A 16,397-nucleotide genomic window follows, 5' to 3' on the forward strand; every position below is an offset into this window, starting at 1 on the left:
CGGGGCCGTGGCCTTTCTGGGTTTGTCGGCGGCAATCTGGATCTGGCACCTTCCGGTTGCCTACAGTGCTGCATGGGACAGTGCCGCGGTATATTGGGCGCTGCAAATGGCGTTGATCCTGCCGGGTTGGGTGTTCTGGTCGGCGGTTCTGGGGCAGGGGCGTGGCACTGGGCAGGGGCGCGACACAGTGTCGGGTGTGGTCTGGCTGGTCTCGCTGGTCGGTCAAATGGGTATTCTGGGGGCGTTGCTGACATTTGCGCCGCGCGCATTCTATCTGGAACATCTGGCCCATGCGCCACGTTTCGGTCTGGATGCGTTGCAAGACCAGCAGCTTGCGGGGCTGGTGATGTGGGTGCCGGGCATGGTTCCGGTTGCGGCGCTTGCTGCACTGATGATCTGGCAGGCGCTGTGGCGGGGGGCGCGCGCATGATTGCCTTGTGGAAGGCGCTGCATATCGCTGCCTTGTCGGTCTGGTGTGCGGGGTTGATATTGCTGCCAATCGTCATTCACGGCTACCGCCGCAGCCATGCATCCCGCAATCAGGCGGGCTTTACAGAATTCCGCTGGCTGACACATCATGCCTACCGGCTGGTCGTGACGCCCGCTGCGGTTGTTGCGGTCGCGGCAGGAACAGTGTTGATTTTCGTGTTGGAGGTTCTGGACATCTGGTTGCTGGCCAAGCTGGTCGTGGTGACCGGCATGGTGCTGGTACACGCATGGCTGGGTCATGTGATCGGTCTGGCGGGGGCGCGGCGCGATGCCTATCGTTTGCCGCCTGCCGGTCTGGTGCTGGTGGTGTTGCTGCCCCTGATGGGCGCGGTTTTGTGGCTGGTTCTGGCCAAGCCCGCACTGGATGAGGTGATCGCCCTGTTCCCCGAAATGCTGCGTGAACCGCGCGGGCATACCATTCCCGCGCGGCTGGACCCCCTATGAAGGCGCTGCGCATGATATCGGCCGCGCCCGTGGCGCTGGCGGGGTGTTCGGGGCCGTTGTCAACGCTGGACCCCGTCGGGCATGCCGCGCGCGATATTGCCCTGTTATGGTGGGGTATGCTGGCGGGGGCAGGGGCAATCACGGTGTTCGTGCTGGTTTTGCTGGTGCTGGCCATGGGGCGGCCCCGCGCAACCACGCAAGGGCGCTGGGTCTACGGGCTGGGGCTGTGGTTTTCCATGGCCGTGCTGGGCGCGGTGCTGGCGGCAGGGCTTTGGGTGGGCGAACGCATCCTGCCGCGTGATGACGGTGCGGTCACAGTGCAGGCGCATGCGTTTCAATGGGGCTGGACCTTCAGCCATGACGGCGCGGATGGCCAGCCGGTCGAGTCCGAGGGGATCTTGCATATTCCGGCAGGCCAGCCGGTGGATATCCTGATCACATCGCAGGATGTTATCCATTCCTTCTGGGTGCCGCGCCTTGGTGGCAAGCTGGATGCAATCCCGGGACGCGAGAACCGCTTGCGTGTGCAGGCCGACAGCGCAGGCCGCTTTGACGGGCTATGCGCCGAGTTTTGCGGGCTGGGCCATGCGGCCATGCGCTTCGAGGTGGTCGCCCATGACACCTGGCCCCCCGTTGATCCAGAGAGTCCGGAGGGGCCATGACCGACGCGTCACACCACGATCGCATGTCACCAACCGACGATACGGCTGCCGCAGACATTGCACCCAACCCGCCGCAACCCGCCTTGCGGCTGCACCGCGAATTGTCGCGCGTCTGGGCCAATGATCGCGGGTTTTGGGGCCAGATCACGGCCGTCAGTCACACGACGCTGGGCCTGCGCTTCATGGCGACGGCGTTTGTGTTTTTTGCCATTGGCGGCATCCTGTCCATGCTGATCCGCGCGCAGCTTGCCACCCATCAGGGCGCGTTTCTGGACACGGAACTGTATAACCAGATTTTCACCATGCATGGCAGCATCATGATGTTCCTGTTCGCCATTCCCATGCTGGAAGGGCTGGGCATCTGGCTGTTGCCGAAACTGCTGGGCACGCGCGACATGGCATTCCCGCGCCTGACCGCGCTGGGCTATTGGTGCTATCTGTTTGGCGGGCTGATCATGCTGACCGCGCTTTTGTTCGGCGTGGCCCCGCGTGATGGCTGGTTCATGTATACGCCGCTGTCGGATGCCACGCACAGCCCCGGCATCAATGCCGATGTGTGGCTGCTGGGGGTGACCTTTGTGGAAATCTCGGCGATTGCGGCGGCAGTGGAGATCACTGTCACCATCCTGCGCCAGCGCGCGCCGGGCATGAAGCTGACCGAAATGCCGCTGTTTGCGTGGTACATGCTGGGCACCAGTGTGATGATGCTGGTGGGCTTTCCGCCGCTGATTGCGGGTTCAGTGTTGCTGGAGGTGGAGCGCGCGTTTGACTGGCCGTTCTTCGACCCGCTGCGCGGGGGCGACCCGCTGCTGTGGCAACACCTGTTCTGGCTGTTCGGCCATCCGGAGGTGTATATCATCTTCCTGCCCGCGGCGGGGGCCATGTCCACCATCATTCCGGTCATGTGTCGCACGCCCATTCTGGGCTATGGCGCGATTGTGGCGGCCATTCTGGGGCTGGTGTTTTTGTCCTTCGGGTTGTGGGTGCACCATATGTTCACAGTGGGCATTCCGCATATGGCGCTTGCGTTCTTTTCGGCCGCATCGGTGCTGGTGGCGGTGCCCACGGCGGTGCAGGTCTTTGCGTGGATCGGCACCATGTGGAAGGGGCGGCCGGAACTGCATTTGCCGATGCTGCATATTCTGGGGTTCTTCCTGACCTTCGTGATGGGCGGGCTGACGGGGGTGATGCTGGCCATCGTGCCCTTCAACTGGCAGGCCCATGACACGGCCTTTGTGACCGCGCATCTGCATTATGTGCTGATTGGCGGATTTGTCTTTCCCATGATGGCGGCGGCCACATACTGGATGCCCCTGATCACCGGCAAGGCCCGCGTCAACGGGTTGGGAGAGGCCGCGTTCTGGGTCATCCTGCTGGGGTTTCATGGCACGTTTTTCATCATGCACCTGACGGGGCTGCTGGGGATGCCGCGCCGGATTGATGTGTATCCCGACAATCCCGAATGGGTGGGGCTGAACCTGACATCGTCGATCTTCGGTTTTGTGCTGACCATCGGGTTTGCCATGTTCGCGCTGGATCTGATCTTGCAGGCCTGCCTTGGCAAACGCGCACGCCGCGACCCGTGGCAGGCGCCGACGCTGGATTGGGCGATGCTGGTGCCAGCGCCCAACTACAATTTTGCAGCCCTGCCTTTGCTGCGTCATCAGAACATGCCTGCCCGCGATGCCATTCAGGCCCTTGCGCGCGGGGAGGGCGCGCTTGCGGGCGCGCCGCGCGCACGGCGTGAAGTGCTGGTCACCAGTGTCACCAATGCGCGACCCTGCCATGTTGCGCTGCTGCCGGGGAACACGGCGCTGCCGTTGGTGCTGTCGGCCAGTATCGGGGTGTTTGTCCTGCTGATGCTGGGCAGCCTGTATGTGCTGGCGGCACTGGCCCTTGTGCCGGTGGCGGTGCTGGTCTGGGTCTGGGTGCGGGGAATGGCCCCTATGGGGGACTTGCACCCTGTTGCAGTTGCGCCGGAATTGCGTTTGCCAGTGCATCATCATGCGCGTAGCCCCACATTGGCGCAATCGGGCCTTCAGGCCCTGTTGGTCGCGGACGGGGCGTTGTTTGCATCCTTGCTGTTCGGGGTGGGGTTCCTGTCGGTCGTGACCCAGGGGCCGCCAGCCCCCCCGCCGCTGGCCGGGGGGGGCGGCGTTGGGCTGGCGCTTGCCAGCATCGTTTGCGCCCTTGCGCTGGCTGCGGCCAGTGCAAGGCTGGCGCGGGGCGCGGCGGCGGCGGCGGCGACAGCTTCGCCGCTTTGGCCTTGGGCAGGGGTGGTGTGCAACCTTGTTGCGCTGGTCCTGCTGGCATGGGTCGCGTTCCAGTTGGATGACCCGCGCATCCATGCCCGCGACGCGCTGCGCGCGGCCATGGCGGGGTATGTCGGTCTGCATATTCTGGTTGCCGCAGCCATGGCGGCCTTCGCCGCCGACCAGTTCCGGCGCGGCGAGATCGCGGTTGCGACAGGCGGTGGCGCGATCCCTGCATGGGCCAACTGGCAAATGTTTACGGCAGTGACAACGGGTATCACCGTGGCGGTGTTCATGGTGCAGGCAGGTGTCACATGAGGTGGCTTGCCCTGTCCCTTGCCGGTCCGACACTGTGGGCGGTGATGTTTGTTGCCCTTTATGCGCTGCATGGTGTGGCCTGTGCGGGGGCCGTGCTGCCCGAAACTATGGGGGGCGGCGCGCGCTTTGGTCTGGCTGCCCTGTGGATTGCAGGTCTGGGGGCGCATATTGCGCTGCTGCGCGCGCTGCCCCGCCGTGCAGGCGGGCTTGCGGAAAACCTGCCGCATGCGGGCGCGTGGATCGGACTGGGCGCAACGGCATTCACGCTGTTTCCGGTCCTGCTGCTGAGCAGTTGTTAGGGGGCGTCCGGTGGTCCGCACAAGAAAAGGCCCATCTTGCAAACCTTCCGGCTGCAAGATGGGCAAGTCGGGACTGGAAGACATCAGGCAGGACAAAAAGCCTGATGCCCCAACAGGGACACCATAAAAACGCATGCTGTGGTGATTGGTTCCCCGATGCCGCCGCAAAACACACAGGCGTGAACAGGCAAGCCGCCCCCTGATAATGCGACAATGAAGGAATGAGTGATGACACCACATGACCCCAGACGCGGCGATGCGTCCGAAAACCCGATGCACCCCTACCGCAAGTTCTTTGCCTGGGTGGGGATTGCCCTTGTTGCGGGCGGGGTGTTGTGGCTGCTGTCATCGATGTTGCTGCCTTTTGTTATTGCGCTGATACTGGCCTATTTCCTTGATCCGGCAGTGCGTGCGATGACACGGCGCGGGCTGTCGCGCGTCGCGGCTGCCTTGATTGTCGCAACACTGACCTTCGGGACATTGCTGACGCTTGTGGGCGGGATGGTCCCCCTTGCCTTTGCGCAAGGGGCCGAGTTGATGGGCATGTTGCCCGATAGCTGGGCCGAGGCCGAGGAACAGCTGGAAGACACCATTCCCGATGCGGTCGAGGACCGGTTTGCAGGGGTGGGGGATCTGGTCGGGCAGGCCCTTGAAACGCTGCGCGGCACATTGCCCGACATCACCGAGCAAATGGCCGGTAGTGTCTCGGGGCTTGTTTCTGTTCTGATGTTCTGGGTCGTCATGCCGGTTGTGACGGTCTATCTGTTGATTGACTGGCCACGCCTGATTGCATCCGTGGACAGCTTGTTGCCGCGCCCGCAGGCGCCCACATTGCGCGGGCTGGCGCGCGACATTGATGCGGCGCTGGCAGGCTACATCCGCGGTCAGGTCATGGTCTGTTCGATCCTGATCGTCTATTACAGTGTGGCATTGTCACTGGTGGGGTTGCCCTTCGCCATTGCTGTTGGTGCGGTGACGGGCGCAGTGTCATTCATCCCCTATCTTGGCATGTTTATCGGCACATCGCTGGGGGTCGGGATCGCAATCTGGCAATTCTGGGGTGATCCGGTCTGGATTATGGCGGTTGTCGCAATCTACGGGCTTGGCCTGTTTGCCGAAAGCGAGGTTCTGGTTCCGCGACTGGTCGGGGATGCCGTGAATCTGCATCCGGTCTGGCTGATTTTCGCGGTCATCGCATTTGGCACGGTGTTTGGCTTCGTTGGCGCATTGATCGCGGTGCCATTGGCCGCAGCGACAGGGGTGATCGTCAGGTTCGCAGTGCAGCGATACAGGCAAAGTTCGCTGTATCAGGGTGGCGCACCATAGGCAGAAACGCAAATGGCCCCGGACAGTGTCCGGGGCCTTTATTGCGTTACGCCGTCAATGCCGGATCATTCGGCGGGCGGGGTGGGTTCATCAATGATCTGGGGCGCGTCATCGGGATCATTCAAGGGACCGACGACAGTACCTTCGGCAGGGATTCCGGTGTCGCTTTCGGTTTGCGTGGCTGGGGCCTGTGCCGGTTGTTCGGGTTCGACAACCAGTGTCCTGACCAGCAGCCAGCCCAGAAACGCGACGGCAAGAATAACGGCCAGCGCCATACCGATAAGGGGTCCGCGATGGCGCCTTGTCTGCTTTTTCAGATTTGTGTCAGGTGCACTCATGTCTTGTCCTTTCTTCTGACGGCCGGTGCGCATACGCCAAAGGGGCAAAACTGCCGCCTTGAAGCCATCCGGCCTGTTGTGCCGCAGCAAAGGAATTGCAGGGCAGCAGGAATTTGTATCTGGGTATAAAACGCATGGGGGGGGCTTGGGTTCCGTCCGGCCCGCTGCGCGCCGATGCGCATGTGCCGTCCCAGGGAACCGCAGACCGCCCGCCGCGTTTATCGATTGGCTGTCACTGCGCGCGGCTGTTCCATATGTGAAAGGACCACCATGCCCCTGTCGTCACACCGCCGGTCAGCAGAGGCCCCGCCGGATGCGCCCGCGACAATCGCTGCATCCGGACCGCCGCGCGCGCCCGTCGTCGTGACCGGCATTTTCATTATTCTGATGCTGGGGGCCGTGCATTACGCGCGGGATTTCCTGTTGCCGGTGATCACTGCGATATTGCTGTTTTTCGTGTTCATGCCCGTGCAACGCAGGCTGCTTGGGCTGGGACTGCCCGGCACACCTGTTGCGGCGGGGCTGGTTCTGGGGCTGATGGCCGGTATTGCCGCAGTTTTTGTCCTGCTAAGTGGACCTGTCATGCAGCTGGCCAATAACATGCCTGACATCATCAGTGATATCAGCGCGCGGCTAAGGTCCCTTCAGGGGGCGGTCCTGACCTTGCTGAATGGCTTGGGCGAAAGCGATCAGGGCTTTGTGCCTGACCTGCGCCAGACCACAAATGATGCCTTGTCCCAGAACGAGGACGGCGGCGGCGCGGATTTCGTGATGTCAACGGCAAGCGGGGCATTAACCTATCTGGCGGAAGCGCCCGCAAAGGTGGCGCAGGTCGTGTTCATGCTGATATTGCTGTTTTTCCTGCTGTCCTCCAGTGAACTGATCTATCTGAAAATCGTCCAGAGTTTCGACGCATTTTCGCAAAAGCGTATTGCGATCAATACGCTATATACGATCGAGCGGGATTTGGGCGGGTATCTGGGAACCGTGACATTCATCAATGCAGGGCTTGGGCTGTGTATCGGGCTGGCCATGTGGGCGCTGGGCATGCCGGTGCCGCTGCTGTTTGCGGTTCTGGCCTTCACGTTGAATTTCATTCCCTATCTTGGGGCTGTGACAGGCGTGATATTGACCAGCATGGTTGCAATCCTGTGGTTCGACAACCTGCAAGACGTGGTTCTGGTGACATTTGCCTATTTTTTGCTGACCACACTGGAAGGGCAGTTGGTCACCCCGCTGTTGCTGGCCCGACGGCTGCGCATGAATCGTGTGCTTGTGTTTCTGTCGGTCGCATTCTGGGCATGGATGTGGTCGTTCATGGGAATGCTGATTGCAGTGCCGCTGCTGGTGATGGCGCGTATCATTCTGGAACAGTTCCCCGGCGCGGCAAGGGTTGCGAACCTGCTGGCAGATGACACGCAGCCGCGTGTCCCGCCGTCGGGGTAGCGGGGCGCGCGCGCGCGTCGTGGCGGCAGGGGGCAAAATAACCTGCGTGGGCACAATGGCACTGGAAAGCCGCCAGCATCAATATTGATGTGGCGGCTTGTAGGGGCGGGGGCTGGCAGCGGTAGTTTAACGGCCGGCTGTTTGGCGGCGGCGGCGGTTGCGCACCTGAACATAGGTGTTCACGCCAAACAGGAACGCTTCAAGCAAGGCCGGAAACTCACCCCGTGGCTGATAAGCCCGTCCCTGCGCGGCATTCGCCCGTAACTGGGCGTCAAGGCTGGGGATCGGCGGGGCAGGGCGCAGGCGTTTGATCAACAACAAGATGCCGGACAGGCCCAAAAACACCAGCCCGATTGCATAGGTTGCAACCAGTGGCGTGAAGTGTTGCGCCAGCATCATCCAGCTTGCAGCGACCATGAACCCCAGACCAACAGCCAACATCGCGCCGGCAAGAACTGCCAGCGCGATGTTGCCGCTATGCCATTGGGCCTGCCGTTTCATATGATGAACGGATTGCAACATCAGCGGCGCGACAAGGCCAGCGCCAACAGGAAGCCCGCACCTGCGGCGATGCCCATCGCCAGTGCAGGACGTTCTTTCGTGAATGTCTCGGCGCTTTCCAGCGCTTCATCCAGTTGCTCGGCGGCATAATCATAGCCATCCTCGGCCATGCTTGCCGCGCGCCTGCCGGTGTGGCGGGCTTTCGCGCGTGCTTGTTGCGCCTTGGCCCAACCGGCCTGCTTCGTGGCCTCGCTCAGTGCGGCAAGATCCGATTTGACAAGGGCGAGTTGTTCTTTCAGTTCTTCATAGGTCAGATCTGCAAGATCAGAGATTTCATCTGCTGCGGCATCGGCGTGATCTTTCACCCTAGCGGCAGTTTCCTTGCTTTCCTGTTTTACTTTTGCAGCGGGTTGGCGTGACATTTCAAACCTCCTGCAGGCGCATGTAACCCATGCTTGCCTGCTTAAATTTCATTGGAAAATGTGATTTTACCTGTTTGGCAAGGCGCTTGCGGCACGGCTGTGTCACAAGCGCCCCTGCGTCTTTCGCGATCAGAGCTTGGACGACCAAGCGTCGACCTGCTTTTCAGCCTCGTCCTTGGCGACGCCGTATTTTTCCTGAATTTTGCCAACAAGCTGGTCGCGCTTGCCTGCGGCCTGATTCAGGTCGTCATCGGTCAGCTTGCCCCAGTTTTCCTTGGCGGAACCTGTAAACTGTTTCCATTTACCTTCAACAATATCCCAGTTCATTTCAAACTCCTGTGCATGTTGCATTTGGATTACAGGGATAGAACGCGAAACTTCTGATCGGGTTCCCTGTGGTCGTGCGGTCTGTGCGCGATCCCATGCGCCATGGCGGTTTCAGGATTCACCGCTGCACAATTTCTGGGCGCGGGCGGGACGGGCTGTTTCAATTTTGTGCTTGTGGCCCGACTTCACGCTGTACGGGTGCCGCTGCGCAAAAAAACTTGACTGAATATGAGGAATGGCCACAAATTTGAAATTGTCGACAATTTTGTAGGCAACCCGATCATTGGCGACCCAAGACTATAAAACGGCCCAACAGGAGATTTCACAATGGCGCATGCCAAATTCACCCTGACCGCAGCCTTGCTTGCAACCACTGTCCTGTCTGTTCCCGTCGCGGCGCAGGCACAGGACAAGGTTTTGCGCATCGGCATGACAGCAGCAGATATTCCGCGCACCCTTGGACAGCCCGATCAGGGGTTTGAAGGGAACCGCTTCACCGGAATGACCATCTATGACAGCCTGACGGCATGGGATCTGAGCAAGGAAGACGAAGCCTCGGTTGTGATCCCGTCGCTGGCCACCAGCTGGTCGGTTGACCCTGACGACACCACCAAATGGACTTTCGTTCTGCGCGACGATGTGACCTTCCATGATGGCAGCCCCTTCAATGCCGAAGCGGTGGTCTGGAATGTCCAGAAGGTTCTGGACGAAGATGCCCCCCATTTTGACGCAAGTCAGGTGGGCGTGACCGCATCGCGCATGCCCACATTGCGGTCTGCGCGGGTGATTGACGAATTCACCGTGGAACTGACCACATCTGAACCCGACAGCTTTCTGCCCATCAACCTGACCAACCTGTTCATGGCATCCCCCAGCCATTGGCAGGCGAAATTTGACGAAACCGGCGATGCGGAAGCCGCTTGGGCCGCTTTTGCCGCTGATCCGTCGGGGTCCGGCCCGTTCCGTGTGACCGGCTTTGTGCCGCGCGAACGGCTGGAACTGGCGGGCAATGCCGACTACTGGAACCCCGACCGCACGCCGAAACTGGACGGTGTGGTTCTGGTCCCGCTGCCCGAAGCGAATGCGCGCACAGCCGCGTTGTTGTCAGGGCAGGTGGACTGGATCGAAGCGCCCGCGCCCGATGCCATTCCCCAGATTGAATCGCGCGGTTTCACCATCTATGCCAATCCGCAACCGCATGTGTGGCCGTGGCAATTGTCCTTCGCAGAAGGCAGCCCGTGGCTGGACATTCGCGTGCGTCATGCGGCCAACCTGTGCTTTGACCGCGAAGACCTGCAAATCCTGCTGGGCGGGTATATGGGTATTCCCAAGGGCACGGTTGACCCGACACATCCGTGGTGGGGCAATCCTGAATTCGACATCCGCTATGACCTGGACGAAGCGCAGCGCCTGATGACCGAGGCCGGTTTTTCGGCAGAAAACCCGCTGACAGTGAAAGTGCAGACATCTGCATCAGGGTCGGGGCAGATGCAGCCCATCCCGATGAACGAATACCTGCAACAGGCGCTGCGGGATTGCTATTTCGATGTGGAACTGGATGTCATCGAATGGAACACGCTGTTCACCAACTGGCGGCGCGGGGCAACGGATGAAAGCGCGAATGGCGCGCATGCCATCAACGTGACCTATGCAACGATGGACCCGTTCTTTGCCATGGTGCGCTTCAGTTCAACGGGCACATTCCCGCCCGTTTCCAACAACTGGGGCTATTTCGGCAATGACGAATTCGATGCGCTGATCGCCGATGCGCGCACCACATTCGAAGATGACGCCCGTGACGAGGCGTTGGGGCGGTTGCACAAACGGCTGGTGGAAGAAGCGCCATTTGTCTGGGTGGCCCATGACGCAGGCCCGCGGGCCATGTCGTCGCGCGTGACAGGCGTGGTCCAGCCCAGAAGCTGGTTCATCGATATTGCACCGATGGATATCGAATAAGCCCTTCCCGAGGCCCCGGACCTGCGCGCCGGGGCCTTGGCCCTGCCTGCCATCCGAAAGGACAGCCCATGTTCGGCTATACCCTGCGACGCATCATCTACACCGCGCCCGTCTTGTTCGGGGTTGCGGTCGTGTGCTTTGCGCTGGTCCATATTTCGCCCGGTGATCCGCTGATCTCGATCCTGCCCGCTGATGCCTCGGTCGAGTTGCAAGACCGGCTTCGCGTGCTTTATGGCTTTGACCGCAGCTATCCCGAACAGTTCATTTTATGGCTGGGGCGTGCGTTGCAAGGCGATCTTGGCACGTCCATCGCCACCGGACGCCCTGTCACCACCGAAGTCATGCGCGCGGTTGCCAATACGCTGATGCTGGCCTCTGTCGCCACTGTCATCGGCTTCGTGCTGGGGTGCCTGTTCGGTTTTGTCGCAGGCTATTTCAGCAATTCGCCTTTGGACAAGGCCGCGTCTGCGGCGGCGGTGTTCGGGGTTTCGGTGCCGCATTACTGGCTGGGCATGGTGCTGGTCATCATTTTCTCGGCGCAGCTGGGGTGGTTGCCGGCAGCGGGCGCGGGGCCGGGCGGGTCCAGCGGCTGGAAATTCGACATGGAGCATCTAAGCTACATGGTGCTGCCCGCCCTGACCATGAGCGTCATTCCCATGGGCATTATCGCACGCACGGTGCGCGCGCTGGTAGCGGAAATTCTGGCGCAGGAATTTGTCATCGGGCTGCGTGCGCGCGGGCTGTCGGAACTGGGTGTTTTCCTGCATGTGGTCAAGAATGCGGCCCCCACGGCGCTGGCCGTTATGGGGGTGCAACTGGGCTATTTGCTGGGCGGGTCCATCCTGATTGAAACGGTGTTCAGCTGGCCCGGCACGGGCATGTTGCTGAATTCGGCCATTTTCCAGCGCGATCTGCCGCTGTTGCAGGGCACCATTCTGGTTCTGGCGCTGTTTTTCGTGGTGCTGAATCTGGCCGTGGACGTGCTGCAAAGCGCGCTTGACCCCCGTATCAAAAGGTAACGTGACATGGCTGATATTTCCCTGACCCAAGCCCCGCCGCCGGATGCCGTGCGCAGTGCAGGCTACTGGCAGAATGTTGGCGCCCGTCTGGTGCGCGACAAGACCGCCATGGCGGCGGCGGCAGTGCTGCTGATCTTGTTGCTGGCCGCGATCTTTGCGCCCGTTGTCGCGCCGCTGGACCCGCTGGACGGGCGGTTGAGCAACCGGCTGAAACCCATCGGCACCGAAGGGCACTGGCTGGGCACGGACGAGTTGGGCCGCGATATGCTGTCGCGCCTGATCTGGGGCGGGCGCTTGTCACTGCTGATGGGGGTGACGCCTGTCGTGCTGGCCTTCATCATCGGGTCGGCGGTGGGGATTGTTGCAGGCTATGCAGGCGGCTGGACCAACACGATCATCATGCGCACGGTTGATGTGTTCTATGCATTTCCGTCCGTGCTGCTGGCGGTTGCGCTGTCGGGGGCGCTGGGCGCGGGGTTGGGCAATGCGCTGTTGTCGCTGACTGTGGTGTTCATCCCGCCCATTGCGCGGGTCGCGGAATCGGTCACCACGCGGCTGCGCAGTTCGGATTTCATTGAAGCTGCGCGCGCATCGGGCGCGGGCGCGCTGACGATTGTGCGCGTGCATGTGTTGGGCAATGTGCTGGGGCCGATTTTTGTCTATGCGACCTCGCTGATTGCGGTCAGCATGATCCTGGCCTCGGGGTTGTCCTTCCTTGGGCTTGGGGTCCGTCCGCCCAACCCAGAATGGGGGCTGATGCTGAATACCTTGCGCACGGCCATCTATGTGCAGCCATGGGTTGCGGCACTGCCGGGCGCGATGATCTTCATGGTGTCGATTTCGTTCAACATGTTGTCTGACGGGCTACGCTCCGCGATGGAGGTGCGCCAATGACCACCCAAGGCGCCATTCTGACCGTGCGCGGGTTGCGCAAATACTTTCCCATCAAGGGCGGTATCCTTGGCCGGACAGTCAAGAATGTCCATGCCGTTGACGGTGTCGATCTGGAGGTGTTCGCCGGTGAGACGCTGGGCGTGGTGGGCGAATCCGGTTGCGGAAAATCCACCACCGCGCGGTTGCTGATGCAGCTGATTGCCCCCGATCAGGGCGCGCTGTATTTTGAGGGCAAGCTGGTGGGCAGCCCCGAACTGCCGCTGAAAGAATACCGCCGTCAGGTGCAGATGGTGTTTCAGGACAGCTATTCGTCGCTGAACCCGCGCCTGACGATCGAGGACAACATCGCCTTTGGCGCGCGTGTTCATGGCACCTCTGCCAAGGAGGCACTGGCGCGCACGCATGACCTGCTGGCGCGCGTGGGGCTTGCGCCTGCGCGGTTTGCGGGGCGCTATCCGCATGAATTGTCCGGCGGCCAGCGCCAGCGCGTCAATATCGCGCGCGCACTGGCCTTGCGCCCGAAGGTCATTATTCTGGACGAAGCGGTGTCGGCGCTGGACAAATCCGTGGAGGCGCAGGTGCTGAACCTGCTTGCGGACCTGAAGGCCGAATTCGGCCTGACCTATGTGTTCATCAGCCATGATCTGAATGTGGTGCGGTTTGTGTCTGACCGCGTGATGGTCATGTATCTGGGGCAGGTCGCAGAAATCGGCACGGCAGACTCGCTCTATGAAGCGCCGCTGCACCCGTATTCACGCGCGTTGTTGTCGTCCATGCCGTCGATGGACCCCGACAACCGCACGCAGGAACCCGCGTTGACGGGGGATCCGCCCAACCCGATCGACCCGCCATCCGGTTGCCGTTTCCACACGCGCTGCCCTGTGGTCGCCGATGTCTGCGCGCGCAAGGTTCCCGCGCTGACCCAGCGCGCCGCGCAGCACCTTGTCGCGTGCCATGCCCATGACCCCGCATCGGGCTATGTCGCCCCAACCCCGCAGGAGGCCGCCGAATGAATGCCCCGTTCCTTTCGATCCGCAACCTTGGTGTGGCGTTCACCGGCGGCACGCGGCCTGTGCGGGCGGTCAATGATGTGTCACTGGATGTGGGGCAGGGCGAAGCGGTTGCATTGATCGGGGAATCCGGTTCGGGCAAATCGGTGACCATGCGCGCGATCATGCGGCTGAACCCCGAAAAGCGCACGAAACTGCAAGGCAGTATCGAGTTGGGCGGGCGCGATATTCTGAAAATGACGCCGCGCGAAATGTCGGCGCTGCGCGGGGCGCAGGCGGCAATGATCTTTCAGGAACCGCTGCTGGCGCTGGACCCTGTCTATTCGCTGGGCGACCAGATTGTCGAAACCATACGCCGCCATGAACCCGTAAGCCGCGAAGCCGCCCGCGCCCGTGCGCTGGAGTTGTTTGAACGGGTGCGCATTCCTTCGGCCAAATCGCGGCTGGACAATTACCCGCATGAAATGTCGGGCGGCATGCGTCAGCGGGCCATGATTGCGCTGGCGCTGTCGTGCAGGCCCAAACTGCTGCTGGCCGATGAACCCACCACGGCACTGGACGCGACAGTGCAAATACAGGTGTTGCTGCTGCTGCGCGAATTGCAGCGCGATCTGGGCCTGTCGATTATTTTCGTGACCCATGACATTGGTGCGGCGGTGGAAGTGGCCGACCGGATTGCCGTGATGTATGCAGGCCAGATCGTTGAACAGGCAAGTGCGCGCGACTTGATCCGCAACCCTCGCCACCCCTATACGCTGGGCCTGCTGAAAAGCCGTGCAGACGGGGCAATGGTCAAGGGCGCGCGGCTGGAGGCCATTCCCGGCGCGCCGCCCGATCTGGCGAACCTGCCCGACGGGTGCCCGTTTGCGCCGCGCTGTTTTCTGGCGGATGCGTCCTGCACCACAGGGACGGTCGAAATGCAGGAACTGGGACCATCACATCAGGCCCGCTGCCGCAGACTGGCGCAAACCGACCACGCGCAGCCTGCGTTGTGACAACACGCAGGCGCGGGGCGCGACTACTGTGCCACTTCGCGCAGGGGGCTGGCCGAATGCTGATCCTGCGATTTGTCGCGCGGCCAGCCATAGGCCCCGGTTTTCGCGGTCTGGTATCCGCCACCGGCAAGGGCCACGGCAAGACGCACCCCCGCATGCACCCCGTCAATCACGGCAATGCCGGTTTCCGCACTCAGGGTCTTGCACATATCGGACATGCCCGCACAGCCCAGTATAACGGCCTCGGCCGCGTCTTGGTTGCGCGCGGCAAGAATTTCGCGGCGCAGCAGGGCATGTGCATGATCCGGGTCCGCATCCAGCGCCAGAACCGGCAGATCCACGGCGCGCACATTCTGCAACGCATGGGACATGCCATAATGCAGCGCAAGATCCTCGATTATGGGAACCGAACGGGGCAATGTGGTGACGATGCTGAAGCGGCTGGCCAGCATTGTGGCAACCTGCATCGCGGCCTGTGCAATCCCGATGACCGGACCGGCAACGACCTCGCGTGCCGCAGCAAGCCCCGGATCGTCAAAGCACGCGATCACATGCGCTTGCGCGCCGGCGGCTTCGGCGCGGCGCAGCGCGTCCAGCATGGCGGGGATGGCCATGGCCGCGTCATGGTGCCCCTCGATACTGGGGGGGACCGGCGCGAATGCGCCGCCCGCCATGATGGTTGCATTGCCACCCGCAGCAGCGCGCGCCGAGCGCGCGATAAGGTCGGTCATCGGGGCGCTGGAATTGGGGTTATAAACGAATATCTGCAAGTTGCGTCTTTCTGGTCTGGTGAGCAGCCGTTACAGGGAAACTGTGTTGGTTTGCGGCATGATTGTCAATTTTATTGTAGACAATTTGGCGTGTTTCATGGCCGGTTTTCGATCCGGCTTTGCATTCCGGCCATATGGCGATAAGTCACATGGAACGATATGGATGACGCAATGCCCTGGCTATCTGACGCGGTAAATAACGAGACAGTCGCCCTGATCTGTGATCGGGTCTGGCTGGCTGTTGTGCAGCGCAGCCTGCGACCGGGCACGCGCCTGAAGGAAGAAGATCTGGCCGAAGTCTTTGGCGTATCGCGTGCCCGTGTGCGTCAGGCATTGTCGTTGCTGGAAAAGGACGGGTTGGTCTCGCTGGTCCCCAACCGCGGCGCGTGTATCGCCGAACCCAGCGTTGCCGAGGCGCGCGATGCGTTCTACACGCGCGGTTTCATTGAAAAGCGTCTGGTGGAACGGTTATGCGCGTCGGCCACACAGGACGATATTGCAGCCCTGCGCGCCCATATTGCCAAGGAACGCACCGCCCATGCAGGGCAGGACAGCGAAGCGATTATCCGTTTGTCGGGCGAATTTCACATGCTGATTGCACGGCTGACCGATGCGCAGTTTCTGGGTGAAATCCTGCGCACCCTGACGACGCGCACATCCCTGATCACGGCGATGTATCAAAACGAATCCACGCAGACATGTGGTCCGGATGAACATGAAGCCATCGTTGATGCGATCGAGCAGCGCGATACCGCGCGCGCGGCGGGCATGATGGAGCATCATTTGCATCATCTGGAAGCGGCGCTTCAACTGAATGATGCGAAATCACCCGCTGCCGATTTGCGTGCCGCGCTGGGCGTGGACAGCACTGCCCCTTCGCACGGGGGCGCGTAGGTGTTGGCGCCCCTGGGGTATAGGCCCCAAGGGCA

General features: G+C 61.6%; 18 protein-coding genes. 13 read left to right on the forward strand and 5 right to left on the reverse strand.

Features of this window, described 5'->3' with window-relative positions; translation table 11 throughout:
• From ACTIE1_RS00035 to ACTIE1_RS00060, 6 genes are all read left to right on the forward strand, one after another.
• Positions 1-430 (forward strand): cytochrome c oxidase assembly protein (locus ACTIE1_RS00035; protein ID WP_439563207.1); only part of this gene is annotated, 430 nt, incomplete at its 5' end.
• Entirely contained in the window at positions 427-933 is a 507-nt protein-coding gene (locus ACTIE1_RS00040) for a CopD family protein (protein WP_439560414.1), read from the forward strand. The genes ACTIE1_RS00035 and ACTIE1_RS00040, both read left to right, overlap by 4 nt.
• On the forward strand, positions 930-1,595 hold the full coding sequence (locus tag ACTIE1_RS00045) for a cytochrome c oxidase subunit II (protein ID WP_439560413.1): 666 nt from the start codon (positions 930-932) through the stop codon (positions 1,593-1,595). Before ACTIE1_RS00040 ends, ACTIE1_RS00045 begins: the two co-directional genes overlap by 4 nt.
• A gap of 23 nt (positions 1,596-1,618) precedes the next feature.
• On the forward strand, positions 1,619-4,165 hold the full coding sequence (gene ctaD / locus ACTIE1_RS00050; RefSeq protein ID WP_439560569.1) for a cytochrome c oxidase subunit I: 2,547 nt from the start codon (positions 1,619-1,621) through the stop codon (positions 4,163-4,165).
• Positions 4,162-4,464: a hypothetical protein gene (locus ACTIE1_RS00055; RefSeq protein ID WP_439560412.1), complete on the forward strand. Its 303-nt coding sequence runs from the start codon at positions 4,162-4,164 to the stop codon at positions 4,462-4,464. The genes ctaD and ACTIE1_RS00055 overlap by 4 nt, the downstream gene beginning before the upstream one ends.
• Positions 4,465-4,692: 228 nt before the next feature.
• On the forward strand, positions 4,693-5,790 hold the full coding sequence (locus ACTIE1_RS00060; RefSeq protein ID WP_439560411.1) for an AI-2E family transporter: 1,098 nt from the start codon (positions 4,693-4,695) through the stop codon (positions 5,788-5,790).
• Between the two features lie 65 nt (positions 5,791-5,855).
• Here ACTIE1_RS00060 and ACTIE1_RS00065 read toward each other — a convergent pair whose 3' ends face one another.
• Entirely contained in the window at positions 5,856-6,128 is a 273-nt protein-coding gene (locus ACTIE1_RS00065; RefSeq protein WP_439560410.1) for a hypothetical protein, read from the reverse strand.
• A gap of 270 nt (positions 6,129-6,398) precedes the next feature.
• Between ACTIE1_RS00065 and ACTIE1_RS00070 the strand changes: the two genes are divergently transcribed.
• Positions 6,399-7,574: an AI-2E family transporter gene (locus tag ACTIE1_RS00070; protein WP_439560409.1), complete on the forward strand. Its 1,176-nt coding sequence runs from the start codon at positions 6,399-6,401 to the stop codon at positions 7,572-7,574.
• Positions 7,575-7,700: 126 nt separating this feature from the next.
• Here the strand turns inward: ACTIE1_RS00070 and ACTIE1_RS00075 are convergent, their stop codons facing one another.
• The 3 genes from ACTIE1_RS00075 to ACTIE1_RS00085 all read right to left on the reverse strand — a co-directional run bounded on the left by ACTIE1_RS00075 (position 7,701) and on the right by ACTIE1_RS00085 (position 8,824).
• Complete coding sequence (locus ACTIE1_RS00075; protein WP_439560408.1) at positions 7,701-8,075, reverse strand: hypothetical protein; 375 nt, start codon at positions 8,073-8,075, stop codon at positions 7,701-7,703.
• A gap of 20 nt (positions 8,076-8,095) precedes the next feature.
• A complete protein-coding gene (locus ACTIE1_RS00080) occupies positions 8,096-8,497 on the reverse strand; it encodes a DUF883 family protein (RefSeq protein ID WP_439560407.1) in 402 nt (133 codons plus the stop codon).
• A 129-nt stretch (positions 8,498-8,626) separates the two neighbouring features.
• A complete protein-coding gene (locus ACTIE1_RS00085; protein ID WP_277806719.1) occupies positions 8,627-8,824 on the reverse strand; it encodes a CsbD family protein in 198 nt (65 codons plus the stop codon).
• 327 nt (positions 8,825-9,151) lie between these two features.
• On the opposite strand from ACTIE1_RS00085, the gene ACTIE1_RS00090 reads away from it, so the two are divergent.
• The 5 genes from ACTIE1_RS00090 (at position 9,152) to ACTIE1_RS00110 (ending at position 14,698) form a co-directional block, all read left to right on the forward strand.
• Entirely contained in the window at positions 9,152-10,780 is a 1,629-nt protein-coding gene (locus ACTIE1_RS00090; RefSeq protein ID WP_439560406.1) for an ABC transporter substrate-binding protein, read from the forward strand.
• A 68-nt stretch (positions 10,781-10,848) separates the two neighbouring features.
• Positions 10,849-11,799, forward strand: a complete 951-nt coding sequence (locus tag ACTIE1_RS00095) for an ABC transporter permease (protein ID WP_439560405.1) — start codon at positions 10,849-10,851, stop codon at positions 11,797-11,799.
• 6 nt (positions 11,800-11,805) lie between these two features.
• Entirely contained in the window at positions 11,806-12,693 is an 888-nt protein-coding gene (locus tag ACTIE1_RS00100) for an ABC transporter permease (protein WP_439560404.1), read from the forward strand.
• Entirely contained in the window at positions 12,690-13,706 is a 1,017-nt protein-coding gene (locus tag ACTIE1_RS00105; protein ID WP_439560403.1) for an ABC transporter ATP-binding protein, read from the forward strand. Before ACTIE1_RS00100 ends, ACTIE1_RS00105 begins: the two co-directional genes overlap by 4 nt.
• A complete protein-coding gene (locus ACTIE1_RS00110) occupies positions 13,703-14,698 on the forward strand; it encodes an ABC transporter ATP-binding protein (protein ID WP_439560402.1) in 996 nt (331 codons plus the stop codon). Before ACTIE1_RS00105 ends, ACTIE1_RS00110 begins: the two co-directional genes overlap by 4 nt.
• Before the next feature lie 23 nt (positions 14,699-14,721).
• Here the strand turns inward: ACTIE1_RS00110 and ACTIE1_RS00115 are convergent, their stop codons facing one another.
• The gene (locus ACTIE1_RS00115) at positions 14,722-15,468 is read right to left on the reverse strand and encodes an aspartate/glutamate racemase family protein (RefSeq protein WP_439560401.1); all 747 of its coding nucleotides are present in this window, start codon (positions 15,466-15,468) and stop codon (positions 14,722-14,724) included.
• A gap of 171 nt (positions 15,469-15,639) precedes the next feature.
• Here ACTIE1_RS00115 and ACTIE1_RS00120 point away from each other — a divergent pair, with 171 nt between their 5' ends.
• Positions 15,640-16,362 carry a GntR family transcriptional regulator gene (locus tag ACTIE1_RS00120; RefSeq protein WP_439560400.1) on the forward strand — a complete coding sequence of 241 codons (723 nt, stop codon included), beginning with the start codon at positions 15,640-15,642 and terminating at the stop codon, positions 16,360-16,362.
• Positions 16,363-16,397 lie beyond the last annotated feature (35 nt).

Source organism: Roseinatronobacter sp. (genome assembly GCF_051859525.1).
Classification (GTDB): Bacteria; Pseudomonadota; Alphaproteobacteria; order Rhodobacterales; family Rhodobacteraceae; genus Roseinatronobacter.